Here is a 26,281-nt window from a genome sequence, read left to right on the forward strand (position 1 = left end):
CATCGAGCGGTGAGCAGGGTCATCGCGCGCTCACCCCCGCCAGCAGAACCGGCAGCGGGGGCAGGGTGAGCGCGCCGTTGTCCGCGGTCAGGCAGCCCTGCCCGGTGATCGCTTGCACCGCGGCACAGACCTGGCCCGAATCCGGTGACGCCAGGACGAGTTTCGGTGCGGCGTAGCCGAGCGTGGGCCGCCCGGTGGCCGGATCGAGGGCCGTGGCGAACCCGGTCGCGATCGCCGGGATCATTCCGATGAGCTCGGTCAGTGATCCGACGCCCGCCTTCAGCAGGTCGGCCAGGCTCGCTGCCGAATCCAGCGCGCGCAACGCGGGCGAACCGAACATCATGATCACATCGTTGATCTGGGGTAACACCTGGCTCAGCGCGGCCACGAGGTCGATGATCGGCGGGAACGCGATCACATTGATGTCGTTGAAGGTCCGCGGCAGTCCGCTGACGGTCTCGCGTACCTGCGGCCAGCCGCCGCGGGCCCGCTGGGTCAGTTCGGCTACCGCGTCCAGCAACGCCCCGATGTGCCCGATGGCGGCGTCGGGGGCGGCCAGCGCCGCGCTCGCGCTGTTGATGAGTGCGTTGATCCGCTCGCCGGAGCCGTGGGTCGCGCGGTCCAGCGCCGCGATCCCGGATCCGAGCGCATCGCGCTGCGCCGGGTCGTCGACAGCGTTGAGCTGGTCGCTGAGCTGGGCCAGGGCGTCGAAGGTTTCCGACATGCTCTTCGGGGTCAGCGTTCTGGTGATGCACCGGCCCGGGCTCCAGCCGCCGTGCGTCGGCTCGTCGCCGATCAGCGCCAGCTTCCGGTCCGCGATCAAGGTGTCGCTGACGGTGACAGCGCCGACGTCCTCCGGCAGTCTGCGGTCGGCCCGCACCGTGAACCGCACACGCGCGATGGTGCCGACGAGTTCGACCTCGGTCACCTCGCCGACCGGTACGCCCAGCACCGTGACGGAGCTGCCCTGATACAGGCCGATGCCGTCGGGCATGTCGGCGCAGTAGTCGCGCGTCGCCGGGGCCGGTTTACCGATCGCCAGCACAGTTGCACCGGCGACGACGACAGCGACGATCATCGCCACCGACATCACCGCCCGTGATCCCAGGAATCGTCGCATCATCAGCAGGTCCCTCCGGGTACGGGCACACAGATGGCCGCGGCGGACTGGTCGACGGTGATCCCACCGCCGGGGGGCAGGAGCGGCAGCAGTTGCCGGTGCATGGTGCGCAGTGCCTCGAGCAGTTCGCCCAGCCGGGCCTCGAGCTGCGTCAGCGGGGGGATCGCATCGGCGAGCGTTCGGGCCCGCTCCTTCACGCCGTTGTCCCAGGCCCGCCCCAGGGGCGCGATATCCGACAGCACGACCGCCAGGTCGTTGAGGGCCTGCGCTACCACGACCTTGTGGTTGGCGATGATGTTCACCATCGTGCCCAAGGTGGTCAGCAGCTTCGCCAGCACAGCGGAGTTCTCCCGCATCGCCGTGAGGTACTCATCGGCCAGCGACAGCGTGCGCGAGACCTCGGAGTTCTGCCTTTCCATCAGCCCGACCAGGTCCGACGCGGCGCCCACCACGGCCCGGATCGATTCCGGGCTCTGGTTCAGCGATGTCGACAACTGGGCCAGGTTCTGGCGCAGCACCGCACCGTCTATCGCGCGGACCGGCTCGACCGCGTCCTGGAATGCCTGGGTGAGGTTGTAGGGGATGATGACCCGTTCCGGCGGGATGACGCCGGCTCCGAGAGGCTTGGTCCCGGCAGGCTCGACGGCGAGGTAGTAGCCGCCGACAACGGTCAGCATGCGGATGTCGAGCACGGTCTGGTCGCCGAGGAAGGCGTCATAGTCGGCGGTGAACTCCATCCGCACCCGGTCCGGCAGCAGCGTCAGCGATTTCACCTTCCCCACCGGGATGCCCGCGATCCGGACATCGTCGCCGGTCCGGATCGTCCCGGCCTGGCTCAGCTCCGCGCGGTAGGTCCTTTCCCTGGTGGTCCCGGTCAGCGAGACGACACCGACGGCCGCGACCAGCACGACCACCGCGCACAGGCCACCGAGGCCCCAGCGCAGATCGGTGTTCCTCGGTGCGGTGGCTACTCCGGTGCGCCGCACCGAGATCCGCGCGCGCAGGTTCATGAGTTGCACAGGACAATCCTTTGACCGGCGAGCAGGATATGGAGTGGCTCGGGAGCCTGAGCGGCGCCATGAGCGCAGCCCGCCCGCGGACCGGACGCCGGTACCGCCGCGGCGATCGACTCGATCAACCCGGGCATCCGCTCGAACACCGCGACCGCGTCGTACGGGTCCGGAAACGACTGCTTCAACAGTGCGTCGAGATCTCGATCCTCCTGCCCGGTGAGGCCGAGCACGGTCAGCATGCTGCGCAGCGGCTGGATCACCGGGGGGATCTGCTGGGAGAAATCGACCAGTCCGGGCAGCTTGGCGGCGATCACGGCGAACAGATCCGTCAGGCTGCCCAGCAGTTTCATCGCGTTTCCCGAATCGCCGCCGATGTGATCGGAGACCTCGGCCAGGTTGTCCACCAGCACCGACAGCACCGCCTGCTGGTCGGACGCGTACCGGCTCAGGTTCTCGATCGCGCCGAGCGCGGGGCCGATACCCGTGCCGTTGCCCTCCACGACGGCGAGCAGGCTGGTCGTGAAACGGTTCAGATCCTCGGGTGAGAGTTCGCGCAGCACCGGCTGCAGACCTTTGAACAAGGTCGTGATGTCGAAGGCGGGCACCGTCTGATCGACGCCGAAAGTCGATCCCGCGCCGCGTTGTTCGCCGGGCTGCGCGGGCTGCTCGACGTCCAGATAGCGGAACCCGGTGAGATTCTGATAGCGGACCGCGACCTTGGAATTGACGAACAGCGGGCGATCGGACCCGATGGTGAACCGCACCCGGGCCAGACCACCGTCGAGCTCGACAGCGACGACCTTGCCGACCTGGACGCCGTAGAGGCGCACGTCGTCACCCGGCCGCAGGCCGTTGGCGTCGGTGAACATCGCGGTGTGGGTGTCGGTGTCACCCTCGACCGGACGTGTGATCACCGTGAAGATCCCCGACAGGACTATCAGCATCGACACCGCCGTGACCACGACCCGGATCAGTAGCGCACGGGTTGTCATCGCGGTCCTCCCCCCGCGGGCAGTCGATCGACCAGCGCCGCCAGCGGACCCGCCAGCCCGGGGACGAGGTCGAGTTCGACGCGGGCGTCGAGCACCGGCCCGTCCGGACCGTCGCGGAACGCGCGGTCGAGCCGATCCATCAGTTCGGTCAGCTGCGTAGCCGAAACCGTCGGATCGCCGACCGATCCCGAGACTCGATCGAGCAGCATGCTCACGATGGGCAGCAATCCGCCGAAGTAGGGTCGCGCGGTGCCGAACAGGGCGGTGACGGCGGGCAGCAACTCGTTCTGGATGCTCGGCCACATGTAGCCGAACTTGTCGAGATGCTCTTGCTCGGCCAGGTAGCCGTTGCGGTAGCTGGCGTGCAGCACGGTCAGACCGCCGCTCAGCATCGGCGGCAGGCCGGCCAGCGCCGCGCCGTAGCGGTCGAACAGCACCGACGGCGGGAGCTGCGCGGTCTCGGTGTAGGAACGCACCGTCGTGCCGATCGCTTGCATGAGTGGAGTGAACGCGCCCAGGTCACGGGCCACGGTGTGCAGTAGTTCGGTGAGCTGAGGCGTCAGCACGTCCTCGGTCAGCTCACCGGTGTAGCTCAGCAGCGAGGCGAGAGTGGCGTCGCGGACTCGATCGGTCCGGCCCTCGGTGAGGTCGACCGTCGACCCGTCCGCGAGGATCACACCGCCGGTGTCAGGGTGCACCTCTAGTGCGCTGATGCCGAACAGGTTGCCCGGCACGTAGTCGATCGACAGCGCGCTGGTCAGACCGAACAATTGGGATCGGACCAGGTTCAGCTCGATCTGCCGTCGACCCGGCCCGACGACATCGATCCCGCTGACCGACCCGACCCGGACTCCGTCGAGCCGCACATCGGTCCCCGGCCCGATCCCGGCACCGACATAACCGACGATCAGGACGACGTCGATCTCCTCGGCCGACTCCGCATCGGGCAACACCCGCCACACCCCGGCGGCTATCAGTGTGAGCGCGACCGCGCACACACCCAACAACCGAGCTTTGAGTGGCCCGACTTCCGATCCAGACAATCCATAGACAGGCATGCCGTCACCCCGTAAACGTAATGGGAGATCGGAATCCCCACAGCAGAATTGTCGCGAGCATGTCCAGGGCGATGATCGACACCAGGCTCGCCCGAATGGCCCGGCCCGATCCGATGCCGACACCTTCGGGACCGCCCGTCGCGAAATACCCCTGGTAACAGTGGATCAAGACCACAGCGATCGCGAAGATCATCACCTTGATCGTCGCGGCAACGACATCCCAGGTGAGAATGAACTGATCGAAATAGTGGTCATACGTTCCCGAGGGTGTGCCATGCACAACCGTCACGATGAATGCGCAGGAAGAATAGCTCAGGATCAAGGCGACGACGAACGCCGGCGCGACCGCGATGATGCCGGCGATCACACGGGTCGTCACCACGAAAGGCACGGAACGAATTCCCAGCGATTCCAGGGCATCGATTTCCTCCGAGATTCGCATCGAACCGATTTCGGCGGTCATACGGCACCCGGCCTGCGCGGCGAACCCGACCCCCGCCGCGATCGGCGCCAATTCGCGGGTCACGCCGAAGGCCGAGATGAGTCCGCTGAGTTGCCCGAGCGACAACAGGTTCAGCGCGCTGAACGCCTCGATACCGATCGAGGCACCCATCGCCGCACCCATCAGCAACATCAACGGCACGACCCCGCCGCCGACGACGATCGAGCCACGGCCCCAGGTCATATCGGTGATGACGGCGACCGTCTGGCGCCGGTAGCGCATCAGCGTGTAGGGCACCGTCGAGATCACCTGCCAGCAGAACCCGAGAACGAATCCGAGCGAATCGACCGGCCGCAGTGGCGGGAACCGGCGCTGCAGCCATCCCGTCCAGCGAAGCACCGGCGGCCGGTAGGGCGCGGCCGCCATCACGCCATCCTGACCGGCAGGAACATCGTTACCACCTGGGTGATCGCGGTATTGAGGACGACGACGGCAGCAATGGACATCACCACGGCGGCATTGACCCCGTCCGCGACGCCACGCGGTCCCCCGTTGGCCTCCAGCCCCCGCTGACAGGCGATGACGACCACCAGGAAACCGAACAGAGTCGCCTTGATCAGCGAGACCCAGACATCGGCCGGCGTGGTGAAAGAACCGAAGGACTGCCAGTAGCTACCCGGTGTCACATCCATCGCGGTCACCGCGGCCACGAAGCCCGAGGCGATGCCGACGAAGATGATCAGGATGTTGAGCAGCGGAGCGACGAGCATCATCGCCGCGATCCGCGGAACAACGAGGCGCTGCACCGGATCGACACCCATCACACGCAGCGCGTCGACCTCTTCGCGGACAGTACGGGCACCCAGATCGGCCGCGATAGCAGCGGCACCGGCGCCGCCGAGCAGCATCGCCGTGGCCATCGGAGCCCCCTGCTTGATGACGCCGAGCCCACCGGCCGCACCGATCATCGAATCAGCGCCGAGCTGGGAAACGATATTGCCGACCTGCGCGGAGACGATGACGCCGAACGGAATCGCCATCAAAATACTGGGCACCGCGGTGACTTTGATGAGAAACCATGCTTGCCGCAGGGTTTCGTCGACCTGCACGCGCAATCGAAAGATATCGGAGACCCCGACGGCGACAGCCTGCGCACCCATTCGCAGCGCCCGCCCCAGTGTGGCCACACTCGATAAAACGGTGTCGGCGAAATTCTTGCGAATCACCGCCGCCGGCGTCGGAATCGACACCTCATCGACTTCGGTGTTCATCGTCATCGCGCGACACGCATTCTGAAGTCGAATGATTCGTGTGCCATGCCGCGACACTACCATATGATGTGGACCACATTCCAGACACAAATCCAGATTGGTGAGCAGATTACTGTCAGCTCGTCGGAACCCGCCGATCGACCGCGTCGACCAGCGCGAATGCCGAGCAGCTCCCGACAACGACGAGGGGGCGCGAGACTCGTCTCGCGCCCCCTCGTCGTCGGGGCTAGGGAAGCTCCACCGCGGCCAATCTGGCGCTGAGCCGGTCCAGGTAGGCCAGTACCTCGTCGGCGGACCGGTCCGGCACGCCGTAGAGGACATCGGTGACGCCCTCAGCGGCCCACCGCGCGAGCTTGTCGGGATCCGGCTTGAAATCCAGCGCGACCACGCGGGGACGATCGGCCCGACCGGCTTCGGCCCAGATCTTGTGCAGCATCGCGAGCCTGACCGAGATGTCGGTTTCGGTCGGCGTGGTGATCCAGCCGTCGCCGGTGCGCGCGATCCACCGGAAGGTCTTCTCGGTGCCCGCCGCGCCGATCAGCACCGGAATGTGCGGCTGCACCGGCTTGGGCCAGGCCCAGCTGGGACCGAAGCTCACATACTCGCCCTGGTAGCTCGCTTCCTCGTGAGTCCACAGTTCCCGCATGGCCTCGACGTACTCGCGCAGCACGGTGCGGCGCTTGTTCGGCGGCACCCCGTGATCGGTGAGTTCGTCGGTGTTCCAACCGAATCCGGCACCGAGGGTGACGCGCCCACCGGAGAGATGGTCGAGCGTCGCCAGCGTCTTGGCCAGGGTGATCGGGTCGTGCTCGACCGGCAGGGCGACGGCGGTGGACAGTTCGATGTGCTCGGTCACCGCCGCCGCCATGGACAGTGATACCCACGGATCCAGGGTGCGGGTGTAGCGGTCGTCGGGCAGGGAGGCATCACCGGTCGAGGGATGCGCGGCTTCGCGTTTGACCGGTATGTGGGTGTGTTCCGGCACGAAGAACGACCGGAAGCCGCGTTCCTCGGCGGCCTTCGCGGCGGCCGCCGGCGTGATGCCACGATCGCTGGTGAACAGTACTAATCCGAATCGCATGGGCGCTCTGTCTCTTTCGTTGTCTGCTCGCGCGCGGCCGAGCGGCCGGCTCGACGCCCGTAGAAGCTGCCGTCACCCAGTGACGCGCCACTGGCATAGCCGCCGGTACAGATGCCCGCGGTGCACCGGCCCGCGGCGTAGAGGCCAGGGATCGGGACGCCCGCGGTGTCCAGCACCCGTGCGTCGAGGTCGGTCCGCAGTCCGCCGAGCGGGAAACCGGCGGTGAACCCGCGCATGTCGAAGGCGGCCACCGGGGAACCGATCGGCTCGAGCCATTCGGGCTTCTTGCCCAGCAACGGATCCGCCCCTCGTGCCGCATGCTCGTTGTAGGAGGACACCGACTCCTGCAGCGAGCCCGCGGGCAATCCGATCTCGCTTTCGAGTTCGGCGATGGACTCCGCGACCCAGGTGGGCTGCTGACGGAAGAACGGCGTGGCCGTCACGGTCGCCAGGGCCGCCTCGTGGGCTTGTTCGTCGATGATCAGGAAGGCCTGGTTGTCCTGCTCGATCAAGGTGGCCTGGCCGATGCGACCGGGGTAGGTGTCCTCGGCGATGTATCGCTGTCCCCGCCCGTTGACAACCACACCGCGAGCGAGCATCTGCGGATCACCGAAGAAGGCGACCTCGGTGGCGTCCATGGCTTCCACCTGCGCGCCGAGCTCCTGCGCGACCTGGATGCCGATGCCGTCGTGCTCCTCGATCGCGGCGGCCGGACGGCCGAGCAGGCGCGGGGCGTACTCGGCCACCATCTCCTGGTTGTAGGCGAAACTGCCGGTGGCCAGGACGACCCCGGTGCGCGCGGCGACAGCGAGGTCCTTGCCGTACCGGCGGGCGAGCACGCCGACCACCCGGCCGCCCTCCTCGACGATCAGCCGCTGGATCCGGGTATCGAATTCCACTCGAACACCGAGCTTTTCGGCGGTCTCGACCAGCGGCTTCATCAGCATGTAGCCGCCGCCCTTCTCCCCCGTGCGCTTGTTCTGCATCTGCGGAACGTGACCACGCGGCGCGGGCGTCGCGATCGTGTTGAACGGTGCCGCGTTCTCGCCGCCGGAGTACATCAGGCCCTCGTCGTGCGGCGGTTCCCAGCCCGGCTCGCCCCAGAACTCCTCCTTGAACCGGACTCCGCAGTCGACGAGCCAGTGATAGTGACCGACGCTGCCCGCGCAGTAGTCGGCGATCTTGACCGGATCGGCACTCGGCCCGACGGCGGCCAGCAGGAATTTCTCCATGTTCGCCGCGTCGTCGTCGAAGCCGAGCGCCTGCTGCAACGGGGTGCCGCCACCGAGGTAGACGAAGCCGCCGGCCAAGGCCGCGGCCCCACCCCAGCCGCCGGTGCGTTCCAGGATCAGGACATCGGCGCCGGAGCGCGCCGCTTCGATCGCCGCGCAGACACCGGCGATCCCGTAGCCGGCGATGACGACGTCGGCCTGGGCATCCCACTCGTCGATCTCGACTGCCCGGTGGGGCTGTACGCCGCTCATGACTGCTTGCGGCGATGCTGGGACACCACGGTGCCGACGGCGTTGTCGAGCTTCATGCCCGGCGCCCAGCCGATGTAATGGGTCAGGAACACCGCGATCTCGCGCAACTGCGCTTCGTCGAGTTCGTCGTTGCGCAGTGCCGCGCCCAGCTGGATCTCGGCGACATCGAAAAGCCCTTGGGCACTGAGCGCCCCGAGCAACAGCAGCCGCCGGTCACGGATCGTCAGTCCCGGCCGCGACCAGATCTCGGCGAACAGGTGGTCGGCGGTGATAGCGAAGAGGTCACCGGGGCCGTCGGCGAAATCCCAGCCGTACACCTCGCTCATTTTCGCCAGTCCCCGTTGCCGGCGGCTGTCGCTGTCCGGCTGTCCATTGGTGGTCATGCGGTCTCCTTGCCTAGCAGCTGTTTTCCGACACCGAGCCCGTCGGCCAGCCGCGTGGCGGCCAACTGGGCCAGCGGGAGCGGCACGTCGAGTCGCTCGCCCAGTTCCACCGCCAGCGCGAGATCCTTCTCGCCGAGGTCGCGGACGTGGCCGAGTATGGGGAACCAGAAGTCGTCGGGGTCGACCGCGCGGGTGGTCTCGCGCAGCATGATCGAGCCCGGCCCGCCGGTGATCGCGTCCGAATGACGCACCACCTTGCCCAGGTCGGCGATGCTCAATCCGGCACTCTCGGCCAGTCGCTGGGCCTCGGTGGCGGCGGTGAACGCGACGAAGTGCAGCAGGTTGCGGGCCAGTTTCATGCGCGTGCCGGCGCCGACCGGTCCGGCGTGCACGATCAGGTCCGAGAAGCAGCCGAACGGTGCCCGGATGCTGTCCACCGCGGCGTCGCTGCCCCCGACCATGACGGCCAGGCTGCCGCGCTTGGCCGCACCCGCACCGCCGCTGACCGGCGCGTCGACGAATTCCACCCCGCGCTCAGCGCAGACCGCGGCGAGCTGCTCCGCGGTCCGGTCGCTGATCGTCGAGTGCACGGCGATGACGGTGCCCGCCGCGGCGGTGCTCAGCAGGCCGGCCGGCCCGGTGATGACATCGATGACCTGCGCGTCGTCGAGGACGGTCACACAGATCACCCGTGCCGCCGCCGCCAGCGCGGCCGGGTCGGCGGCCGAGGCCGCGCCCTGCTCGGTGAACGGCAGCGTCGCCGCGGGACGCACATCGCAGACCGTGAGCCCGCCCGGCCAGGCCAGCAGCCGCTTCGCCATCGGGGCGCCCATATTGCCCAGCCCGATGAATCCCACCGGGAGATGGCCGGATTCGGTCGTCATCGGATGATCTGCCCGCCGTCGACATTGAGGATCTGGCCGGTGACCCAGCTCGCGTCGTCGGACAGCAGATACAGGCACGCGCCGACGAGATCCTGCGGGGTGCCCATCCGCTTGATCGGGATGCGCGAGACCATATCCTTGACCATGTTTCCGGGCGTGACGGTCTGGGTGGCCTCGGTGTCGATCGGTCCGGGCGCGATGGCGTTCACCCGGATCTTCGAGCCGCCGAGCTCGGTCGCCAGCTGCTGGGTGAGACCGTTGATCCCGACCTTGGCCAGCCCGTAGAACCCGGAATACAGCCAGGCGGCCGTGGAGGATTGGTTGACGATGGACCCGCCACCGGCCGCGGTCATCGGCTGCCAGACCGCACGGGTCACATTGAGCGCGCCGTCGAGGTTCACGCCCATGAACTTCTTGTAGTAGTCCCACGGGACGGTGAGCAACAGGTCCAGCTTCATCTCGCCGTAGATGGCGGCGTTGTTGACCAGGTGGTTGACGGCCCCGAACTCGGCGACGGTGAATTCCGCGAGCGCGGTGGCGGATTCGGGATCGGACACATCGACCCGGTGGAAGACCGCGGTGCCGCCGTCGGCGCTGATCTGCTTGGCGACCTCCTCGCCGCGCTCGACATTGAGATCGGCGACGACGACGTTGGCGCCCTCGGCGCCGAGTGCTGCGGCGTATTCCGCGCCGATGCCCTGGGCCGCGCCGGTGACGATCGCGGTCCGGCCAGTGAAACGTGCCATGGTGTGTTCAGCTCCTCATGCTGGGGTGACAGTGAATTCGGACGGGTGTGGAATTCAGGCGGGGGTGGCGACCACTTTGGTTTCGAGGTATTCCTCGAAACCCGCGACACCCATCTCCCGGCCGATGCCGGATTGCTTGTAGCCGCCGAAAGGCGCGTCGGGGTGGTACCAGAGCCCGCCGTTCACGCTCAGCGTCCCGGTGCGCACGCCCGCGACCACCCGCTCGACGCGGTCGGGATCGGTGCCCCACACCGCACCGGACAGGCCGAAGGGTGAATCGTTGGCCAGCCGGATCGCGTCGGCGTCACCGTCGTGCGCGATGACCACGAGCACCGGGCCGAAGATCTCCTCCCGGGCGACGGTGGCGGTGTTGTCGAGTCCGGCGATCAGCGTCGGCTCGATGAAGTAGCCGTGGTCTTTGTCCGCGGGCCTGCCGCCGCCCACCACGATGCGCCCCCCTTCGGCGCGCGCGATGTCGAGATAGTGCTCCACCCGGTCGCGCTGCCGAGCCGAGATCACCGGCCCGCACACGGTTCCCGGGCTCGTCGGATCGCCGGCCCGCAGACCCGACAGCGCCTTGGCCGCGGCGTCAACGGCCGCGTCGTAGGCGGCGCGGGGCACCAGCAAGCGGGTGGTCAGCGCGCAGCCCTGGCCGGCGTGCACCGCGACCGAGAAGGCCGTGTAGCTCGCCGCCGTGGCGATATCCGCGTCGTCGAGCACGATGGCGGCCGATTTTCCACCCAGCTCGAGGAAGGTTCGCTTGAGGGTGGCCGACGCACTCGCCATCACCGAGCGGCCGGTCTGGGTCGACCCGGTGAAGGTGATCATGTCCACCCGCGGATCCTCGACCAGCCGGGCGCCCAGGGCGTGATCGTCGGAGGTGACGATATTGAGCACCCCGGCGGGGAAATCGGTGTGCTCGGCGATGAGCGGACCCAGGACCGCCGCGCACCACGGAGTGTCGGGAGCCGGCTTGAGCACCACCGTGTTTCCGGCGGCCAGCGCGGGCCCGATCTTCGCCAGGTTGATCTGGTGCGGGAAGTTCCACGGCGTGATGGCGCCGACGACGCCGACCGCCTCCCGCCGGATCACCCGCCTGCTCGAGATCCCCATCTGCTCCGCGACACCGAGATCGGTCTGCCACACATAGTTTTCGGCGAGGTCGGCGGAGAACGACAGATCCGCGATGGGACCCTCCAGCTGCGGGCCGCTGGTGAGCATGACGGGCGCGCCCACCTCGGCGACGGTGATCGCGCGCAGTTCCTCGATGTTGTCGCGCAGGACATCGCGCAGCTGACGCAGGCAGTGCGCGCGCAGCGCGGGATCGCGCGACCACTCGGTCTCGTCGAAGGCGGTGCGCGCGGCACCGATGGCGGCGTCCATGTCGTCGGCGGAGGCATTGGCGGCGTGCCCGAGGACTTCTTCGGTCGCGGGATTGATCGTCGCGAACACCCCCGCCCCGCCGGGGACGAGCTTTCCGCCGATCAGCAGCGGCGTGCCATCAGGAGGAACGAGGCCGTTCATAGAATCTCCGATACATGTCTGGACAGGTGTTCGGACCATAGTTCACATCGACTGCTGGGCGCAAGGCCGCGACGAGATGGCGACACTCGGCCGGTAATTGCACTGAACAATCATTGATGATACCGTCCAGACACATGTCCGAACTCGTATCTACCGGTATTGAAGCAACTCGGCGGCGGCTCACCGAAAAGCAGGCCGATACCGTCGACCGCCTGACCACCGCGACGGTCGAGGTCTTGGCGCGCGAGGGCTATTCCGGGACGACGGTCCGGCTGATCGCCGCCGCCGCGGGTGTCGGCACCGCCACCGCCTATACCTACTTCTCCTCCAAGGAGCACCTCATCTCGGAGGTGTTCTGGCGACGACTGATCGCCAGCCCCGCCATGGAGTCGAGCGATCCGGATCCGACCACCCGCGTCGTCACCGTCCTTCGCCAGGTGTCGATGCTGGTCGCCGACGAGCCATCCCTGGCCAGCGCCGTCGGGAACGCCCTACTCGGCGACGACCCCGACGTGGGACACCTGCGGGTTCGCATCGGCTGGGAGATCCGCGGCCGGCTCGCCGCCGCGCTCGGCGTCGACCGCAAGGACACCGAGCGCGTCTCGATGCTCGAACTGCTCTACTCGGGCGCCCTGCTGCAAGCCGGCATGGGGCTGCTGTCCTACCCCGAGGTGGCCGAGCTGCTGGAGGCCTCGGCGCGGCGCCTGCTCGCCGAGCCGGGCACCACGGACTGAACGTCACCGGCGGGCCGTTGAGGCCTTGTCGAACCAGTGCAATCATAGTACCGTCCAGACACATGTCCATCACTTGTCTGGACATGTCTCTCGGGAAGGATTGTCAATGACGCTGATCAAGCCGCAGCGAGTGTCCGGAGGCGAGGACGAGCACGGGCACCTCGAGGAATTCCGCACCGATCCCATCGCGCTCATGCAGCGGGTGCGCGCCGAATGCGGCGACGTCGGAACATTCGAGCTCGCCGGACGTGACGTCATCCTTCTTTCCGGCGCCGAGGCCAACGAGTTCTTCTTCCGCGCCAGCGACGAAGACCTCGACCAGGGTGCGGCCTACCCGTTCATGAAGCCGATCTTCGGCGAAGGCGTCGTCTTCGACGCGCCGCCCGAGCGTCGCAAAGAGATGCTGCACAATCAGGCGCTGCGCGCGGATCACATGCGCGGACACGCCGTCACCATCGCCCGCGAGGTGGACGCCATGCTCGCCCAATGGGACGACGAGGGCGAGATCGACCTGCTCGAGTTCTTCGCCGAGCTGACCATCTACACCTCCTCGTCCTGCCTGATCGGGGTGAAGTTCCGCAACCAGCTCGATGGCCGCTTCGCGCACCTGTACCACGAACTGGAACAGGGCACCGACGCCCTGGCCTACGTCGATCCCTACGCGCCGATCGACAGCTTCCGCCGCCGCGACGAGGCCCGGGTCAAGCTCGTCGAGCTCGTGCAGGCGATCATGGACCAGCGCGAAGCGAACCCGCCCACCGGCAAGGACGACCGGGACATGCTCGACGTCCTCATCTCGGTGAAGGACGAGAACGGCATCGCGAGGTTCTCCGCCAGCGAGATCACCGGCATCTTCATCTCCATGATGTTCGCCGGCCATCACACCACCTCGGGCACCGCGGCCTGGACGATCATCGAGCTGCTGCGCAACCCGCAGACACTGGCGACCGTCGTCACCGAACTCGACGAGTTGTACGCCGATGGCTCGGAGGTGAGCCACAACGCGCTGCGCCAGATCCCGAACCTGGAATCGGCCCTCAAAGAGGCGCTGCGCCTGCATCCTCCGCTGATCGTGCTGATGCGCATCGCCCGCGACGAGTTCGAGGTGTGCGGCCAGCGGATCGCGCCGGGCGACATGGTGGCCGCCACGCCGGCGATCTCCAACCGGATTCCGGAGGACTTCCCGAACCCCGACACCTTCGATCCGGGCCGCTACCTCGATCCGCGGCAGGAGGACATCGTCAATCGCTGGACGTGGATCCCCTTCGGCGCGGGCCGTCATCGCTGTGTCGGCGCACCGTTCGCGCTCATGCAGCTCAAGGCCATCTTCTCGATCCTGCTGCGGGACTGGGAGTTCGAGCTGGCCCAGCCGTCGGACACCTACCGCAACGACCATTCCAAGATGGTGGTCCAGCTGCAACAGCCCTGCCGCGTCCGCTACCGCCGTCGGCAGCGGTGACCCGCGCACCCCGGTCCACCACGCCGTCGGCCTTTCAGGAGGAAGCTGTGCCAGCGCCGTCCATCCCCGCCGGATTCGACTTCACCGATCCGGCACTGTGGGAAACCCGAAACCCTGTCCAGGAATTCGCCGAGCTGCGCCGCAACGCTCCGGTGTGGTGGAACCACCAGCCCGACGACCAGTCCGGCGGGTTCAAAGACGGCGGCTACTGGGTGGTCTCCAAACACGAACACATCAAAGAGATCTCCCGGAAGCCGGAGCTGTTCTCCTCCCAGGCGAAGGGCTCGGTCATCCGGCTGCCCGGCCAGATCACGGTCGACCAGATCGAACTCACCAGCGCACTGCTGCTCAACATGGATCCGCCGAAGCACACGAAGATCCGCCGCATCATTTCCAAGGGCTTCAGTCCGCGCGCGGTGGAAGGATTGCGCGCCGCCCTCGCCGCGCGAGCGCAGGCCATCGTGGCCTCGGCCAAGGTGGCGGGCACCGGCGACTTCGTCGAACAAGTCGCGTGCGAGCTGCCACTGCAGGCCATCGCCGAATTGATCGGCGTCCCCCAGGAAGACCGCCGCAAGCTGTTCGACTGGTCCAACCAGATGCTCAACTACGACGATCCGGAATACGGCGACACCGCCACGACCACCGTCAGTGACAACGCCTCGGTCGAGCTGCTCGGCTACGCCTGGAACATGGCCGAGCAGCGTCGTGCCGATCCACTCGACGATATCGTCAGCCGACTCGTGCACGCCGACCTCGACGGCGAAGCCCTCGGCTCCGACGAGTTCGGCTTCTTCGTGATCCTGCTCGCCGTGGCCGGTAACGAAACCACCCGCAACGCCATCACGCACGGCATGAAGGCCTTCGTCGACAACCCCGACCAGTGGGAGTTGTTCAAGCGACAGCGGCCGCGCACAGCGGCCGACGAGATCATCCGGTGGGCGACCCCGGTGACCGTCTTCCAGCGCACCGCCACCGCCGACACCGAACTCGGCGGTCAGCTCATCCGCGAGGGTCAGCGCGTCGGTTTGTTCTACAGCTCGGCCAATTTCGACGAAGAGGCCTTCGAGGATCCGTTCCGATTCGACATCCTGCGCGATCCCAACCCTCATCTCGCCTTCGGCGGCACGGGCGCGCACTACTGTGTCGGTGCCAACCTGGCACGGCTGGAGATCGATCTGATGTTCAATGCCATCGCCGACGCGATGCCGAACCTGTCGCAGGTATCGGCACCGGAGCGGTTGCGCAACGGCTGGATCAACGGCATCAAGCATTGGCACGTGCGCTACGAGTAGCACCCGAACGACAGGCGAGAACATGCGCATAGCCCTGCTGTCCTACCGCAGCAAGACCCACTGCGGTGGCCAAGGGGTCTACGTCCGGTATCTGAGTCAGGGCCTGGCCGAGCTCGGCCATCAGGTCGAAGTCTTCTCCGGCCAGCCCTATCCGGAACACCTCGATCCGCGCGTGCGGCTGACCGAGGTACCCAGCCTGGATCTGTACCGTGACGACGATCCGTTCCGCACCCCGCACCCGAGCGAGATCCGCGACCGGATCGACCTGCTCGAACTCGCCACCATGTGGACTGCCGGCTTCCCCGAGCCGCGCACGTTCAGCAGGCGCGCCGCGCGGCTGCTGCGCTCGCGCGCCCACGAGTTCGACATCGTGCACGACAACCAATGCCTCGGTGACGGCCTGCTCGACATCGCCGAACTGGTGCCGCTGGTGGCGACGATCCACCATCCCATCACCCGGGACCGGGCGGTGGACCTGGCCGCGGCACCCTGGCGACGTAAACCGCTGGTGCGGCGCTGGTACGGATTCCTCGGGATGCAGCAGCGGGTAGCCCGCGCGATTCCCGATCTGATCACCGTCTCCACGTCCTCGGCGGCCGACATCGCCGCGGACTTCGGGGTGTCGCCGCGGCAGCTGCACACGGTCCCTCTCGGTGTGGACACCGACCTGTTCCGGCCGCGCGACACCGGGCGGGTACCCGGGCGGATCGTCGCGGTAGCCAGCGCGGACAAGCCGCTCAAAGGTATCGCGCACTTGTTGAAAGCTCTCGCGCGACTGCGTAATACGCAGGATGTCGAGCTGCGGCTGGTAGCGAAACTGGAGCCGAACGGGCCGACCGAGAAACTCATCGCCGAGCTCGGCCTCGCCGACGTGGTCACCACGGTGAGCGGACTGAGCGACGAGCAGTTGGCCGAGCTGCTCGCCTCGGCGCAGCTCGCCTGTATCCCTTCGCTGTACGAAGGGTTCTCGCTGCCCGCGGTCGAGGCCATGGCCAGTGGAACCCCGCTGGTCGCCAGCCGGGCCGGGGCGCTGCCCGAGGTGGTCGGCGACTGCGCCGAACTCGTCGAGCCCGGCGATGTCGACGCGCTGACCAGCCGGCTCGACGCGCTGCTGGGAGATCCGGGTCGGTTACTGCATCTGGAGCGCGCGGGCCGCCGGCGCGCCCTCGACGTCTACAGCTGGGCCGCGGTCGGCGCACAGACCGTCGCGGTCTACGAACAGGCGATCGAGCGACGTCACCGGGTCCAGGCCCGATCGATACATCCCTTCACTTCGAACAGCCAGGAGCGCACATGCTGACCGTCGACTTCGATCGGCTGGGCATCGGCCCGGGGAAACGCGTCATCGATGTCGGCTGCGGGGCAGGCCGGCATTCCTTCGAGGCCTACCGCCGCGGCGCGGATGTGGTGGCCTTCGACCAGAACTCCGAGGATCTGGCCGGCGTGGCACTGATGTTCGAGGCGATGGCCGATGCCTGCGAGGCGCCGGAGTACGCGAAGGCCGAGACGGTGCGCGGCGATGCCCTCGATCTGCCCTACGGCGACGGAGAATTCGATGTCGTCATCGCCTCGGAGATCCTCGAGCACATCCCGCACGACAGTCAGGCCATCGCCGAGCTGGTCCGGGTGGTGAAGCCCGGCGGCACCCTGGCTGTGACGGTGCCACGCTGGTTGCCCGAACGGATCTGCTGGGCCCTGTCGGATGAGTACCACGCCAACGAGGGCGGCCATGTGCGCATCTACCAGGCCGACGAGTTGCGCGACAAGATCACCGCGCGCGGCGTGCGGTTCGTGCACCAGGACTTCGCCCATGCCCTGCACTCCCCTTTCTGGTGGCTCAAGTGCACGTTCGGGGTCGCCAACGACAAGCACCCGGTGGTGGCCGCTTATCACCGGTTCCTGGTGTGGGACATGATGTCCGCGCCCACGCTGACCCGGACCGCCGAAACCCTGCTCAATCCACTGATCGGCAAGAGCGTGGCACTCTACTTCACAAAACCGGTTGTGGCCCATGGTCTTTCCTGAGTTGCCGGCGGTTCCTGGGGTCCTGACCAGCCGGGATATCAGCCGAACCGGCGAATCCATCGCCGCCGCACAGGAACCCGACGGTGCGCTGCCGTGGTTCACCGGCGGCCACACCGACCCCTGGGACCACGTCGAATCCGCCATGGGCCTCACGGTCGCGGGCTTGTGGGACCAAGCGCGCGACGCCTACATCTGGTCGGCCAAGACCCAGCGCGACGATGGCTCCTGGCCCATGCAGATCCGCCAGGGCGTGATCGAGAACGCCGATGCCGACACGAACTTCTGCGCCTACCTGGCCACCGGGATGCTGCATTTCCTGACCGTCACCGGTGATCGCGGCTTCGTCGCCGACCTGTGGCCGACCGTGCGCGCCGGCATCGATTTCGTCCTCGACCTGCCACGGGGTGCGCACGGCGAAATCCACTGGTCGGCCGGTGAATCCGGGAGCTCGGGCGAAGCCCTGCTCACCGGCTGCTCCAGCATCTACCACAGCCTCGGCTGTGCGCTCGAGCTCGCCGACCGGGTCGGCGATCCCCGGCCCGACTGGGCGAGCGCGCGCCGCGGGCTCGGCGGCGCGCTGCGCGATCACCCGGAAGCCTTCCTGGACAAGAGCAGATACTCCATGGACTGGTACTACCCGATCCTGGCGGGAGCGCTGCGCGGCCGGGCGGCACACGCGCACCTCGAGCGGCACTGGGGTGAATTCGTCGTGCCCGATCTCGGCATCCGCTGCGTCTCCGACGCCCCGTGGGTCACCGGCGCCGAGACCTGCGAGCTGGTCCTGGCGCTGGACGCCAACGGCAACGACGCCGCGGCCAACGCCCTGTTCACCGCTATCCAGCACCTGCGGGAATCGGACGGATCCTATTGGACCGGCCTGGTCTTCACCGACGGGAAGCGCTGGCCCGAAGAACGGACGACCTGGACCGCGGCGGCCGTCATCCTGGCCGCGGACGCCCTGTCGCGCACCACCCCGGGCAACGGCATCTTCCGCGACGCGCTCCCCTCCTGAACCCCCGTCGGCACACCACCGCCGGGCGGCGAGCGCGACCACGAGTGCGCTCTCCGCCCGGCGGTGCCGTCAGACTCGCGCCGCGGCCTCGACGAACCGTCCGGGGCGGGTGACCAGCGGAAGATCCAGCATCGTCCGGATACCGGACGGCGCGGCCACGACGGTGGGGATCGCGTTCACGATGCGGCCCGCGGCGGCGACGATCGCGGCGTGGTTGTGGTCCCCGTTGCGGCTGGTCGGGCAGATGTCGACGTGATACGAGGGCTCACCGACGATCTCGACGCGATAGGAGCCCCCCTCCTGCGCGGGTCGCGGCCAGTCCGGGCACAGGTCCTCACGCAGCCTGGTGATGTGTTCGACGACGATCACCGGCCGGTCCGCGACCATGCCGCGGACCTGGAAACGCAACGCGGCCAAACCTCCTTCGGGAATGCGCCCGGCCGCGATATCGAACCCGGTCGGCGCCGCGACCCGCTCGTAGTCCTCGGTGATCGCGTCCAGTGTGAGACCGAGCCCCGAGGCGAGTTGCTGGATCGCGGGCCCCCAGGCGAGACTGAGAATGCCCGGCTGCAACAACATCGGGACCTCGTCGAGCGGCTGCCCGAAGCCCATCACGTCGAACATCACGGTCGCGCCGTCGTAGGTGGCGTAGTCGGCGATCTCGAGGCAGCGCACCTGCTCGACGGTCTGACACGTTCCGGTCAGCGCCAGCGGCAGCAGATCATTGGCGAAACCCGGATCGACGCCGGTGATGAACAGGCTCGAATCACCTTGCTCAGCAGCATCCTCCACCCTCGCGATGTATTTGGGCGGGAGCGCGTTCCAGGGATACTGCAGCATTCCCGGCGCCGAACCCACGACATTCACACCGGCGGCGAGCAGGCGCCGGCAGTCCTCGATCGCTTCCTTCAAGCGTGTGTCACCCATGGCGCAGTAGACGACACATTCCGGATCGGTGGCCAGGAGGTCATCGAGGTCACCGACCGCGGCGATCCCGGTGGTGACCTCCAGGCCCGCGAGGTCCCCGGCATCCCGGCCGAGTTTCTCCGGAGACGACACACAGACCCCGGTCACTGTGTAGTCAGGGCTCTCGATCAGACCGGCCAGCGCCAACCGGCCGACGTTTCCGGTGCCCACATGGGCGACACGGATAGGCATCCGTCCTCCTCATTCCGCGAGCGAACGATCGCGGCACACGACGCAAACACTCGTCCACTCTCAATTCCAGACACTAGTCTGGATTTCATTCCAGCTTGCATGTTAGCCTCTCCCGCATGGGACGTGTAGACGGAAAAGTTGCCATCATCAGCGGCGGCGCACGCGGGATGGGCGCAGAACACGCGCGCGCACTGGTCGCCGAGGGCGCCCAGGTCGTCATCGGCGACATACTCGACGACGAGGGCCGGGCGCTGGCCGAATCACTCGGTGACGCAGCGCTGTACGCGCACCTCGACGTCGCCGATATCGAGCAGTGGGAGGCCGCGGTCACGCAGGCGGTGAACCGTTTCGGCACGCTGAATGTTCTGGTCAACAATGCGGGCATCGTCAACGGCGGGCCGATTCAGAAGTTCGATATGGCCAAGTGGCAGCGGATCATCGACGTCAACCTCACCGGGACCTTCCTCGGTATCCGCGCCTCGGTCGACGCGATGATCGCCGCGGGTGGCGGCTCGATCATCAACGTCTCCTCGATCGAGGGGCTGCGCGGCGCGCCCTGGGCACACGGGTATGTGGCGTCCAAATGGGCGGTGCGGGGATTGTCGAAATCCGCCGCGCTGGAACTGGCCCCCCACAACATCCGGGTGAACTCACTGCACCCCGGCCTCATTCGCACTCCCATGACCGAGCGGATCCCGAACGACCTGCTCAATATCCCGCTCGGCAGGCCCGCCCAATCCAGCGAAGTGTCGCCGTTCGTGGTGTTCCTGGCCAGTGACGAATCGTCCTACTCGACCGGGTCGGAATTCATCGTCGACGGCGGTCTGGTGACCGCGGTGGCCCACAACGGCTCGTAACCGCCCCGAAGGAGCAGCGACAATGACCGAAACGGTCCGGGGCATCATCGCCCGCCATCCCGGCGCCGCCGTGGAAATGGTCCAGATCAGCCTCCCCGATCCCGGCGCGCACGATGTCGTGGTCCGGGTGCTGGCCTGCGGCGTGTGCCATACCGACCTCACCTACCGCGAGGGCGGAATCAACGACGAGTTCCCGTTCCTGCTCGGCCATGAGGCCGCCGGCGTCGTCGACCGAGTCGGCGCCGACGTCACCCATGTCGCGGTCGGCGATTTCGTCGTCCTCAACTGGCGCGCGGTGTGCGGCGCCTGCCGCGCGTGCCGGCGCGGGCGGCCGTGGTACTGCTTCGACACTGCCAATGCCGAGCGTCGGATGACCCTCGAGGACGGCACGGAGCTCACACCCGCGCTCGGCGTGGGGGCGTTCGCCGACAAGACTCTCGTCCACGAAAAGCAGTGCACCATAGTCGATTCCACTACCGATCCGGCGGTGGCCGGCCTGCTCGGGTGCGGCGTAATGGCCGGTCTCGGCGCGGCGCTCAACACCGGCGCGGTCGGCCGGGGCGACACCGTGGCAGTGATCGGATGCGGCGGCGTCGGCGCGGCAGCGGTGGCCGGTGCGAAACTCGCGGGTGCCACCACCATCATCGCGGTCGACCGTGACGCGGCGAAACTGTCCGCCGCCGCCGAACTCGGCGCCACGCACTTCGTCGACGCCACCGCGGACGATGCGGTCGAGCGAATCAAGGACTACACCAGCGGTTTCGGTGCCGATGTCGTGATCGATGCGGTGGGCCGACCCGAGACCTGGCGGCAGGCCTTCTACGCGCGGGACCTGGCGGGGACGGTCGTCCTGGTCGGGGTACCGACTCCGGACATGCGCCTGGACATGCCGCTGCTGGACCTGTTCTCCCATGGTGGCGCATTGAAATCGTCCTGGTACGGCGACTGCTTACCCGAACGCGACTTCCCTGTCCTGATCGAACTGTATCGCCAGGGGCGTCTGCCGCTGGACCGGTTCGTCACCGAACGGATCGGGCTCGACGAGGTGGAGAAGGCCTTCGCCACGATGAAGTCCGGCCGGGTCCTGCGCTCGGTGGTCACCTGGTGACCACCGATTCCACCGCCGCGCAGTCCACCGAGAACATCCGGCAGGTGATCACCTCGGGAACCTTCGAACTCGACGGTGGCAGCTGGGCGGTCGACAACAACGTGTGGGTGGTCGGGGACGGCACCGAGGTTGTCGTCATCGACGCAGCCCATGATGCCGCGGCGATTCGCGAGGCGATCGCCGGGCGAGCGGTCCGCGCGATCGTCTGCACGCACGCGCACAATGATCACATCGGTGTCGCGCCCACTCTTGCCCGATCGGTCGACGCCCCGGTGCTGGTGCACCCCGGTGACGACATGCTCTGGCGCGCGGTTCATCCGACCGCGCGGTACCAGCCGATCGAGGACGGCCTGCGAATCACCGTGGCCGGTACCGAATTACATATCATCCATACGCCAGGCCACTCCCCTGGGTCGATATGCGTGTGGGCGCCGGAACTCTCGGCCCTGTTCAGTGGCGATACACTCTTCGCGGGCGGCCCGGGCGCGACCGGGCGCTCCTTCTCGGATTTCCCCACCATCATCGGCTCGATTCGAGACCGCCTGTTCAGTCTGCCACCCGAAACGACCGTACTGACCGGTCATGGTTTGAGTACCCGGGTGGGCACTGCGGCACCCTGTCTCGACGAGTGGATCGACCGAGGCTGGTAGCTCGGAGACAAGGCGGTGACTCGCGATCGACTCGATCGCGAGTCACCCCAACAGGCGACGAGCGCACCGCTCCAAGCGATCTGCCGCCGCGGCGTATGTCAGATGTCCCATTCCCGCCTGCAGCATCGCGCCGTAGTACACCAACTCGAGGTCCTCGAGGTCCTCGACGAGCTCGGGGTTGTCCGATCCCAGCGCCTCGACCAGACGCTCGTGCAGGGCCGTGCCGATCCGGACCCGCAGATGCGCGACATCGGGGTCCTCGCCGAGCAGGGCTTGGCTCATCGCGGCCGCCAGGGCGGGCTCGTCGGCGACCAGCGTGGATACCTGCCGCAGCACCGCGATGGCGCGGGTCGCGGGATCGGCGTCGGGAAGGTCCTCGGGTTCTGTGGCGGTGAACCGCCGCCAGTACACCTCGGCGATGATGTGATCCTTGGAGGAGAAATAGGTGTAGGCGGTGGCCGTGCCGACACCGGCCTCGGCCGCGATCAATCGGATGGTGGTGGCCGCGTAGCCTTCCCGAGCCAACACGACGACCGCGGCGCTGGTCAGCCGGGCAACCGTCTCGGCCTGTTTACCGGTCAGACGGCGCCGGGTGGCTTCCATGGGGTTCGACGCAGGAGCAGACATATGTCCGAATACTACACCGACATCTGTCCAGAACGACAATTGTGCCACGCCTGTCGCCGGACCGGCGGTGAAATGGTCAGCGAATGAGGCGCTCGTTGTAGCTGCGGCGTGCGGACTGGTCCACCCCGTCGAGGAAGGTGTGGTCGATGCCGAGCCGCCGGACCATGAATTCACTGATCAACCGTGGCGTCACCTTGTCCATCGCGGCGAGCCAGCCGGCTCGGCGCGTTACCGTGACCCGCCGACGCGGTCGCGCAACCAGGCCCGCGACAGCCCGGGCGACGTCCTCGGGTTCGGCCAGCAGCCCGAAGGGCGCGCGCGTCCCGGCGATCATCTCGGTGCGGGTGAACGTCGGTAGGACCGCCGAGAAGTGCACACCACGACCACGGTGTTCCCGGCGCATCGCTTCGGTGAAACTCAGCACCGCCTGCTTGCTGGCGCAGTAGGTAGCCATCCCCGGGGTCGGGTTCTCGCCGGCGAGTGAGGAGATGTTCACGATGTGCCCGCGCCGGCGCGAGAGCATCTGCGGCAGTGCCAGTTTCGTCCCGGCGATGACGCCGTAGACATTGATGTCGAGTATCCGGCGGGTGATGTTGTCGGATTCTTCGACAAAGGGCCCGACGGGCATGACCCCGGCATTGTTGATCAGGACATCAAGGGGCCCGACCGCGTTCTCCGCGTTTCCGAGAAAGCGCTCGAACGAAGCCGGGTCGGTGACATCGAGTGCGAAGGCGCCCGCGAGCCCGAGGGCCGCCGCAGTGTCGGCCGCCGTGTCGAGATCGATGTCGCCGATGACGACCGAGCACCCGCGCGTCGCCAGCTCGGCGGCGATGGCCCGCCCGATTCCGCGCGCACCTCCCGTGATGGCGATCGTGCGCGCCGCGGTCGAGGTTGGACTCACACCCATGACCGCCGCCAGATACTCAGTTGCCTGCTCATCAAGTTTCCGCACCTCCTGGGCGATATGACTGTCGTCTCAGCCACTATCCATTGCCTTGCAGTGGTGTCCAGAATAGCATCTAGACTTGTGTCCGAAACAGTGTCTTCCACCGCTGAAATTGACCGACGGATTCCCGACGACGAGGCCGAGACCCGCGCGCGAATCCTGGATGCCACGATTCGTGTCCTGTCCCGCAACGGCTTCGACGGTCTCAGCCTCCACGCTGTCGCCGACGACGCCGGAATCACGACAGCCACCGTGCGGGCCTACTTCGGCTCGCGCGAACGACTCGCGGCCGAGACGATATGGCGCAGCCTGTCATCGGCCGCGCACAGCCCTCCACCGGCCACGCTCACGGTCGCGGCCGGTCCCGACCCCGACGACACCTCCATGCCGCTCACGATCTCTCGGATGGCGGAGGAGGCCGCCGATCTCGGTGACAACCCCGGGATCACCGCGCTACGGGATCGGCTGAGCGCTCGTGTTCGCCGACGTGCCCTGGCCGCCCTCGGACCCGATGCCGATGCCGAATCCGTCGACCTGCTCGAACGGGTATGCACCGATGCGCTCATCGATGCGGCCACGGGATACAGCTCGCGGATACTCGAGTTGCCTGCTACGCAAGCTCCGGAACAGCCGGTCACCGGCCGGTGAGCCGAGCTACCGGTTCGCGCCGACATGGCCGGTCGCGAACCGGGAACAGCAGGCCCACAACAGGTGGTGCACGCCCGGACGACAGAGCGCCGTACGAGCGTGCACCACCGTGCGCCGGGTTCAGTGCCGGTTCACGAGCGAGCCGACGGCGCGGCCCGGTAATCGGGATCGCGGGCGGTGGCGTAGTTCTCGGCCCAGCGATAGTCAGGTTTGCCACTGGGCGAACGAGTGACCGACTGCGCGATCCACAGGGTCCGCGGCACCTTGTAGCCGGCGAGATGGGTGCGCACGTGGGCGATGATCGATGCGAAGTCGGGTTCTGTCGAGGCCGACAGTGACATCACCGCCGCGACTTGCTGTCCCCATCTTTCGTGCGTGACGCCGACGACCACCGCGTCGAACACCGCGGGGTGCGCTTTCAGCACGCTCTCGACCTCTTCCACGAAGACTTTCTCGCCGCCGGTGTTGATCACCATATTGCCGCGCCCGATGAGCGTGATGGAGCCGTCGTCTTCCACCCGGGCACGATCGTCGGTGATCACCATCCGGGCACCGTCGACGGTCTTGAACAGCTTCCGGGACTTCTCGTCGTCCTTGTAGTAGCCCAGCGGCACCGCGCCCGTCTTCGCCAGCCAGCCCTGTTCCCCCACGGCGACCGGGCGGCCGTCCTCGTCGACGACCACGGCACCGCGGCCGGTCTGCACCCGCGGACCTCGCCCCGGATCATCGTGCTTGGTCGCGAAGCCGATGCCACCGAATCCGGTCTCCGACGATCCGATGGAATCGGTGACCACGGCGCACGGGAACTGTTCGAGCAGTTCGTTCTTCACCGGCTGGGACAGCAAGGCCGCACCCGAGGCGACGGCCACGAGGGAGCTCGCGTCCGGCAGCGCGATCCGGTACGCATCCAGCAGCGGCCGGGCCATCGCGTCACCGGTGACGACCATGATCGCGGGCCGTTCCCGCTGCACAGTCCGCCAGATGGCGGCAGGCTCGAATCTCGATTCGTAGACGATGGTGTTGCCGCTCCACAGCGCGGCGAAGGTGGGCATCATCCCCGCCGCGTGAATCAGCGGCGGCAGGATCAGCCACCGGGTGGGATCGGCTTGCGCGCCGGCGCGCGACTGCGCGAACTCGTCCGCCACCGGTTCCCCGGTATAGAAGTCGATACCGCCGCCGAGCACCCGCCACATGTCCTCCTGGCGCCACATGACGCCTTTGGGCAGGCCGGTCGTGCCGCCGGTGTACATCACGAACAGGTCGTCGGCGTGACGGGCCACCTGCGGCCGCGCCGTCGACGCGGCGAGCACGGACTCGTAGGGCACCGCGCCGGTGTCGAGGTGATCGCTGCCCAGATCATCGTCGACGACTATCGCGTGGCGAACCCGCGGCGCCTGCCGCAGCGCCTGCTCGACCGCCTCGGCATAGCTGCGGTGGAAGACCAGGGTATGGATATCGGCGTTGTCGTAGAGGTAGCGCAATTCTTCGGCGCGGTAGCGATAGTTGATGTTGATCGGCACCGCCCGCACTTTGAAGCAGGCGATGATCGTTTCCATGGTCTCGATGCTGTTGTGCATCTGGAATCCGACATGGACTCCGGGGCCGACGCCGATCGAGATCAAATGGTGGGCCAGGCGATTGGCCCGGGCGTCGAGTTCATCGAAGGTGACGCGCCGATCACCGTGGATCAGCGCGGTGCGCCCGGGCATCGCGTCTACCGCGTGCTCGAACAGGTCAGCGAAGGTGCACGCCATAGGAATTCAATCT

26 protein-coding genes are annotated in these 26,281 nt (G+C 67.4%); 10 read left to right on the forward strand and 16 right to left on the reverse strand.

Annotation, left to right across the window (positions count from 1 at the left end; all coding sequences use genetic code 11):
- Positions 1–19 precede the first annotated feature (19 nt).
- The 12 genes from AB0L91_RS20515 to AB0L91_RS20570 all read right to left on the reverse strand — a co-directional run bounded on the left by AB0L91_RS20515 (position 20) and on the right by AB0L91_RS20570 (position 11,998).
- Positions 20–1,123: an MlaD family protein gene (locus tag AB0L91_RS20515; RefSeq protein ID WP_365012076.1), complete on the reverse strand. Its 1,104-nt coding sequence runs from the start codon at positions 1,121–1,123 to the stop codon at positions 20–22.
- On the reverse strand, positions 1,123–2,130 hold the full coding sequence (locus AB0L91_RS20520; protein WP_357347542.1) for an MlaD family protein: 1,008 nt from the start codon (positions 2,128–2,130) through the stop codon (positions 1,123–1,125). Before AB0L91_RS20520 ends, AB0L91_RS20515 begins: the two co-directional genes overlap by 1 nt.
- Positions 2,127–3,125, reverse strand: a complete 999-nt coding sequence (locus AB0L91_RS20525) for an MlaD family protein (RefSeq protein ID WP_365012078.1) — start codon at positions 3,123–3,125, stop codon at positions 2,127–2,129. The genes AB0L91_RS20520 and AB0L91_RS20525 overlap by 4 nt, the downstream gene beginning before the upstream one ends.
- Entirely contained in the window at positions 3,122–4,078 is a 957-nt protein-coding gene (locus tag AB0L91_RS20530) for a hypothetical protein (protein WP_365012079.1), read from the reverse strand. Before AB0L91_RS20530 ends, AB0L91_RS20525 begins: the two co-directional genes overlap by 4 nt.
- A 109-nt stretch (positions 4,079–4,187) precedes the next feature.
- Positions 4,188–5,051: an ABC transporter permease gene (locus AB0L91_RS20535; RefSeq protein WP_365012081.1), complete on the reverse strand. Its 864-nt coding sequence runs from the start codon at positions 5,049–5,051 to the stop codon at positions 4,188–4,190.
- The gene (locus AB0L91_RS20540; protein WP_365012083.1) at positions 5,051–5,902 is read right to left on the reverse strand and encodes an ABC transporter permease; all 852 of its coding nucleotides are present in this window, start codon (positions 5,900–5,902) and stop codon (positions 5,051–5,053) included. The genes AB0L91_RS20535 and AB0L91_RS20540 overlap by 1 nt, the downstream gene beginning before the upstream one ends.
- 220 nt (positions 5,903–6,122) lie before the next feature.
- Positions 6,123–6,977 (reverse strand): LLM class F420-dependent oxidoreductase, encoded by an 855-nt coding sequence (locus AB0L91_RS20545; RefSeq protein ID WP_365012085.1) that lies wholly within the window; start codon positions 6,975–6,977, stop codon positions 6,123–6,125.
- Complete coding sequence (locus AB0L91_RS20550; RefSeq protein WP_365012087.1) at positions 6,962–8,461, reverse strand: FAD-dependent oxidoreductase; 1,500 nt, start codon at positions 8,459–8,461, stop codon at positions 6,962–6,964. The genes AB0L91_RS20545 and AB0L91_RS20550 overlap by 16 nt, the downstream gene beginning before the upstream one ends.
- Positions 8,458–8,844: a carboxymuconolactone decarboxylase family protein gene (locus AB0L91_RS20555; RefSeq protein ID WP_357346806.1), complete on the reverse strand. Its 387-nt coding sequence runs from the start codon at positions 8,842–8,844 to the stop codon at positions 8,458–8,460. Before AB0L91_RS20555 ends, AB0L91_RS20550 begins: the two co-directional genes overlap by 4 nt.
- On the reverse strand, positions 8,841–9,728 hold the full coding sequence (locus AB0L91_RS20560; RefSeq protein WP_365012088.1) for an NAD(P)-dependent oxidoreductase: 888 nt from the start codon (positions 9,726–9,728) through the stop codon (positions 8,841–8,843). The genes AB0L91_RS20555 and AB0L91_RS20560 overlap by 4 nt, the downstream gene beginning before the upstream one ends.
- Positions 9,725–10,474: an SDR family oxidoreductase gene (locus AB0L91_RS20565; protein WP_365012089.1), complete on the reverse strand. Its 750-nt coding sequence runs from the start codon at positions 10,472–10,474 to the stop codon at positions 9,725–9,727. The genes AB0L91_RS20560 and AB0L91_RS20565 overlap by 4 nt, the downstream gene beginning before the upstream one ends.
- A gap of 54 nt (positions 10,475–10,528) precedes the next feature.
- A complete protein-coding gene (locus AB0L91_RS20570; RefSeq protein ID WP_357346803.1) occupies positions 10,529–11,998 on the reverse strand; it encodes an aldehyde dehydrogenase in 1,470 nt (489 codons plus the stop codon).
- 134 nt (positions 11,999–12,132) lie between these two features.
- Between AB0L91_RS20570 and AB0L91_RS20575 the strand changes: the two genes are divergently transcribed.
- The 6 genes from AB0L91_RS20575 to AB0L91_RS20600 all read left to right on the forward strand — a co-directional run bounded on the left by AB0L91_RS20575 (position 12,133) and on the right by AB0L91_RS20600 (position 18,520).
- Positions 12,133–12,732 carry a TetR/AcrR family transcriptional regulator gene (locus AB0L91_RS20575; RefSeq protein ID WP_365012090.1) on the forward strand — a complete coding sequence of 200 codons (600 nt, stop codon included), beginning with the start codon at positions 12,133–12,135 and terminating at the stop codon, positions 12,730–12,732.
- Positions 12,733–12,838: 106 nt separating this feature from the next.
- The gene (locus AB0L91_RS20580) at positions 12,839–14,191 is read left to right on the forward strand and encodes a cytochrome P450 (RefSeq protein ID WP_357346801.1); all 1,353 of its coding nucleotides are present in this window, start codon (positions 12,839–12,841) and stop codon (positions 14,189–14,191) included.
- Positions 14,192–14,238: 47 nt separating this feature from the next.
- Positions 14,239–15,483 carry a cytochrome P450 gene (locus AB0L91_RS20585; protein ID WP_357346800.1) on the forward strand — a complete coding sequence of 415 codons (1,245 nt, stop codon included), beginning with the start codon at positions 14,239–14,241 and terminating at the stop codon, positions 15,481–15,483.
- Positions 15,484–15,505: 22 nt separating this feature from the next.
- Entirely contained in the window at positions 15,506–16,783 is a 1,278-nt protein-coding gene (locus AB0L91_RS20590; RefSeq protein WP_365012094.1) for a glycosyltransferase family 4 protein, read from the forward strand.
- On the forward strand, positions 16,777–17,508 hold the full coding sequence (locus AB0L91_RS20595) for a methyltransferase domain-containing protein (protein WP_357346798.1): 732 nt from the start codon (positions 16,777–16,779) through the stop codon (positions 17,506–17,508). The genes AB0L91_RS20590 and AB0L91_RS20595 overlap by 7 nt, the downstream gene beginning before the upstream one ends.
- On the forward strand, positions 17,495–18,520 hold the full coding sequence (locus AB0L91_RS20600; protein WP_365012096.1) for a prenyltransferase: 1,026 nt from the start codon (positions 17,495–17,497) through the stop codon (positions 18,518–18,520). Before AB0L91_RS20595 ends, AB0L91_RS20600 begins: the two co-directional genes overlap by 14 nt.
- A 69-nt stretch (positions 18,521–18,589) precedes the next feature.
- Here AB0L91_RS20600 and AB0L91_RS20605 read toward each other — a convergent pair whose 3' ends face one another.
- Positions 18,590–19,678 (reverse strand): diacylglycerol kinase, encoded by a 1,089-nt coding sequence (locus tag AB0L91_RS20605; protein ID WP_365012098.1) that lies wholly within the window; start codon positions 19,676–19,678, stop codon positions 18,590–18,592.
- Between the two features lie 116 nt (positions 19,679–19,794).
- Between AB0L91_RS20605 and AB0L91_RS20610 the strand changes: the two genes are divergently transcribed.
- The 3 genes from AB0L91_RS20610 to AB0L91_RS20620 are packed head-to-tail and all read left to right on the forward strand — an operon-like array spanning position 19,795 to position 22,293.
- Entirely contained in the window at positions 19,795–20,535 is a 741-nt protein-coding gene (locus tag AB0L91_RS20610; protein WP_365012100.1) for a glucose 1-dehydrogenase, read from the forward strand.
- A gap of 22 nt (positions 20,536–20,557) precedes the next feature.
- Positions 20,558–21,643, forward strand: coding sequence for an S-(hydroxymethyl)mycothiol dehydrogenase (locus AB0L91_RS20615; RefSeq protein WP_365012102.1), 1,086 nt, complete (start codon positions 20,558–20,560; stop codon positions 21,641–21,643).
- Positions 21,644–21,678: 35 nt separating this feature from the next.
- Entirely contained in the window at positions 21,679–22,293 is a 615-nt protein-coding gene (locus AB0L91_RS20620) for an MBL fold metallo-hydrolase (protein WP_365013654.1), read from the forward strand.
- 42 nt (positions 22,294–22,335) lie between these two features.
- Here the strand turns inward: AB0L91_RS20620 and AB0L91_RS20625 are convergent, their stop codons facing one another.
- Positions 22,336–22,920, reverse strand: a complete 585-nt coding sequence (locus AB0L91_RS20625) for a TetR family transcriptional regulator (protein WP_357346792.1) — start codon at positions 22,918–22,920, stop codon at positions 22,336–22,338.
- Between the two features lie 76 nt (positions 22,921–22,996).
- The gene (locus AB0L91_RS20630) at positions 22,997–23,827 is read right to left on the reverse strand and encodes an SDR family oxidoreductase (RefSeq protein WP_365012105.1); all 831 of its coding nucleotides are present in this window, start codon (positions 23,825–23,827) and stop codon (positions 22,997–22,999) included.
- 96 nt (positions 23,828–23,923) lie between these two features.
- Between AB0L91_RS20630 and AB0L91_RS20635 the strand changes: the two genes are divergently transcribed.
- The gene (locus AB0L91_RS20635; protein ID WP_365012107.1) at positions 23,924–24,514 is read left to right on the forward strand and encodes a helix-turn-helix domain-containing protein; all 591 of its coding nucleotides are present in this window, start codon (positions 23,924–23,926) and stop codon (positions 24,512–24,514) included.
- Between the two features lie 131 nt (positions 24,515–24,645).
- Here AB0L91_RS20635 and AB0L91_RS20640 read toward each other — a convergent pair whose 3' ends face one another.
- The gene (locus AB0L91_RS20640; protein WP_365012109.1) at positions 24,646–26,268 is read right to left on the reverse strand and encodes an acyl-CoA synthetase; all 1,623 of its coding nucleotides are present in this window, start codon (positions 26,266–26,268) and stop codon (positions 24,646–24,648) included.
- Positions 26,269–26,281 lie beyond the last annotated feature (13 nt).

This window comes from Nocardia sp. NPDC051833 (assembly GCF_040681225.1).
GTDB lineage: Bacteria > Actinomycetota > Actinomycetes > Mycobacteriales > Mycobacteriaceae > Nocardia.

What these genes read in the sequence shown, in the direction of transcription:
- AB0L91_RS20515 (WP_365012076.1), bottom strand. Translation starts at nt 1,123, where the DNA reads ATGATGCGACGATTCCTGGGATCACGGGCGGTGATGTCGGTGGCGATG.
- AB0L91_RS20520 (WP_357347542.1), bottom strand. Translation starts at nt 2,130, where the DNA reads ATGAACCTGCGCGCGCGGATCTCGGTGCGGCGCACCGGAGTAGCCACC.
- AB0L91_RS20525 (WP_365012078.1), bottom strand. Translation starts at nt 3,125, where the DNA reads ATGACAACCCGTGCGCTACTGATCCGGGTCGTGGTCACGGCGGTGTCG.
- AB0L91_RS20535 (WP_365012081.1), bottom strand. Translation starts at nt 5,051, where the DNA reads ATGGCGGCCGCGCCCTACCGGCCGCCGGTGCTTCGCTGGACGGGATGG.
- AB0L91_RS20540 (WP_365012083.1), bottom strand. Translation starts at nt 5,902, where the DNA reads ATGACGATGAACACCGAAGTCGATGAGGTGTCGATTCCGACGCCGGCG.
- AB0L91_RS20545 (WP_365012085.1), bottom strand. Translation starts at nt 6,977, where the DNA reads ATGCGATTCGGATTAGTACTGTTCACCAGCGATCGTGGCATCACGCCG.
- AB0L91_RS20550 (WP_365012087.1), bottom strand. Translation starts at nt 8,461, where the DNA reads ATGAGCGGCGTACAGCCCCACCGGGCAGTCGAGATCGACGAGTGGGAT.
- AB0L91_RS20555 (WP_357346806.1), bottom strand. Translation starts at nt 8,844, where the DNA reads ATGACCACCAATGGACAGCCGGACAGCGACAGCCGCCGGCAACGGGGA.
- AB0L91_RS20560 (WP_365012088.1), bottom strand. Translation starts at nt 9,728, where the DNA reads ATGACGACCGAATCCGGCCATCTCCCGGTGGGATTCATCGGGCTGGGC.
- AB0L91_RS20565 (WP_365012089.1), bottom strand. Translation starts at nt 10,474, where the DNA reads ATGGCACGTTTCACTGGCCGGACCGCGATCGTCACCGGCGCGGCCCAG.
- AB0L91_RS20570 (WP_357346803.1), bottom strand. Translation starts at nt 11,998, where the DNA reads ATGAACGGCCTCGTTCCTCCTGATGGCACGCCGCTGCTGATCGGCGGA.
- AB0L91_RS20575 (WP_365012090.1), top strand. Translation starts at nt 12,133, where the DNA reads ATGTCCGAACTCGTATCTACCGGTATTGAAGCAACTCGGCGGCGGCTC.
- AB0L91_RS20580 (WP_357346801.1), top strand. Translation starts at nt 12,839, where the DNA reads ATGACGCTGATCAAGCCGCAGCGAGTGTCCGGAGGCGAGGACGAGCAC.
- AB0L91_RS20590 (WP_365012094.1), top strand. Translation starts at nt 15,506, where the DNA reads ATGCGCATAGCCCTGCTGTCCTACCGCAGCAAGACCCACTGCGGTGGC.
- AB0L91_RS20595 (WP_357346798.1), top strand. Translation starts at nt 16,777, where the DNA reads ATGCTGACCGTCGACTTCGATCGGCTGGGCATCGGCCCGGGGAAACGC.
- AB0L91_RS20600 (WP_365012096.1), top strand. Translation starts at nt 17,495, where the DNA reads ATGGTCTTTCCTGAGTTGCCGGCGGTTCCTGGGGTCCTGACCAGCCGG.
- AB0L91_RS20605 (WP_365012098.1), bottom strand. Translation starts at nt 19,678, where the DNA reads ATGCCTATCCGTGTCGCCCATGTGGGCACCGGAAACGTCGGCCGGTTG.
- AB0L91_RS20610 (WP_365012100.1), top strand. Translation starts at nt 19,795, where the DNA reads ATGGGACGTGTAGACGGAAAAGTTGCCATCATCAGCGGCGGCGCACGC.
- AB0L91_RS20615 (WP_365012102.1), top strand. Translation starts at nt 20,558, where the DNA reads ATGACCGAAACGGTCCGGGGCATCATCGCCCGCCATCCCGGCGCCGCC.
- AB0L91_RS20625 (WP_357346792.1), bottom strand. Translation starts at nt 22,920, where the DNA reads ATGTCTGCTCCTGCGTCGAACCCCATGGAAGCCACCCGGCGCCGTCTG.
- AB0L91_RS20630 (WP_365012105.1), bottom strand. Translation starts at nt 23,827, where the DNA reads ATGGGTGTGAGTCCAACCTCGACCGCGGCGCGCACGATCGCCATCACG.
- AB0L91_RS20640 (WP_365012109.1), bottom strand. Translation starts at nt 26,268, where the DNA reads ATGGCGTGCACCTTCGCTGACCTGTTCGAGCACGCGGTAGACGCGATG.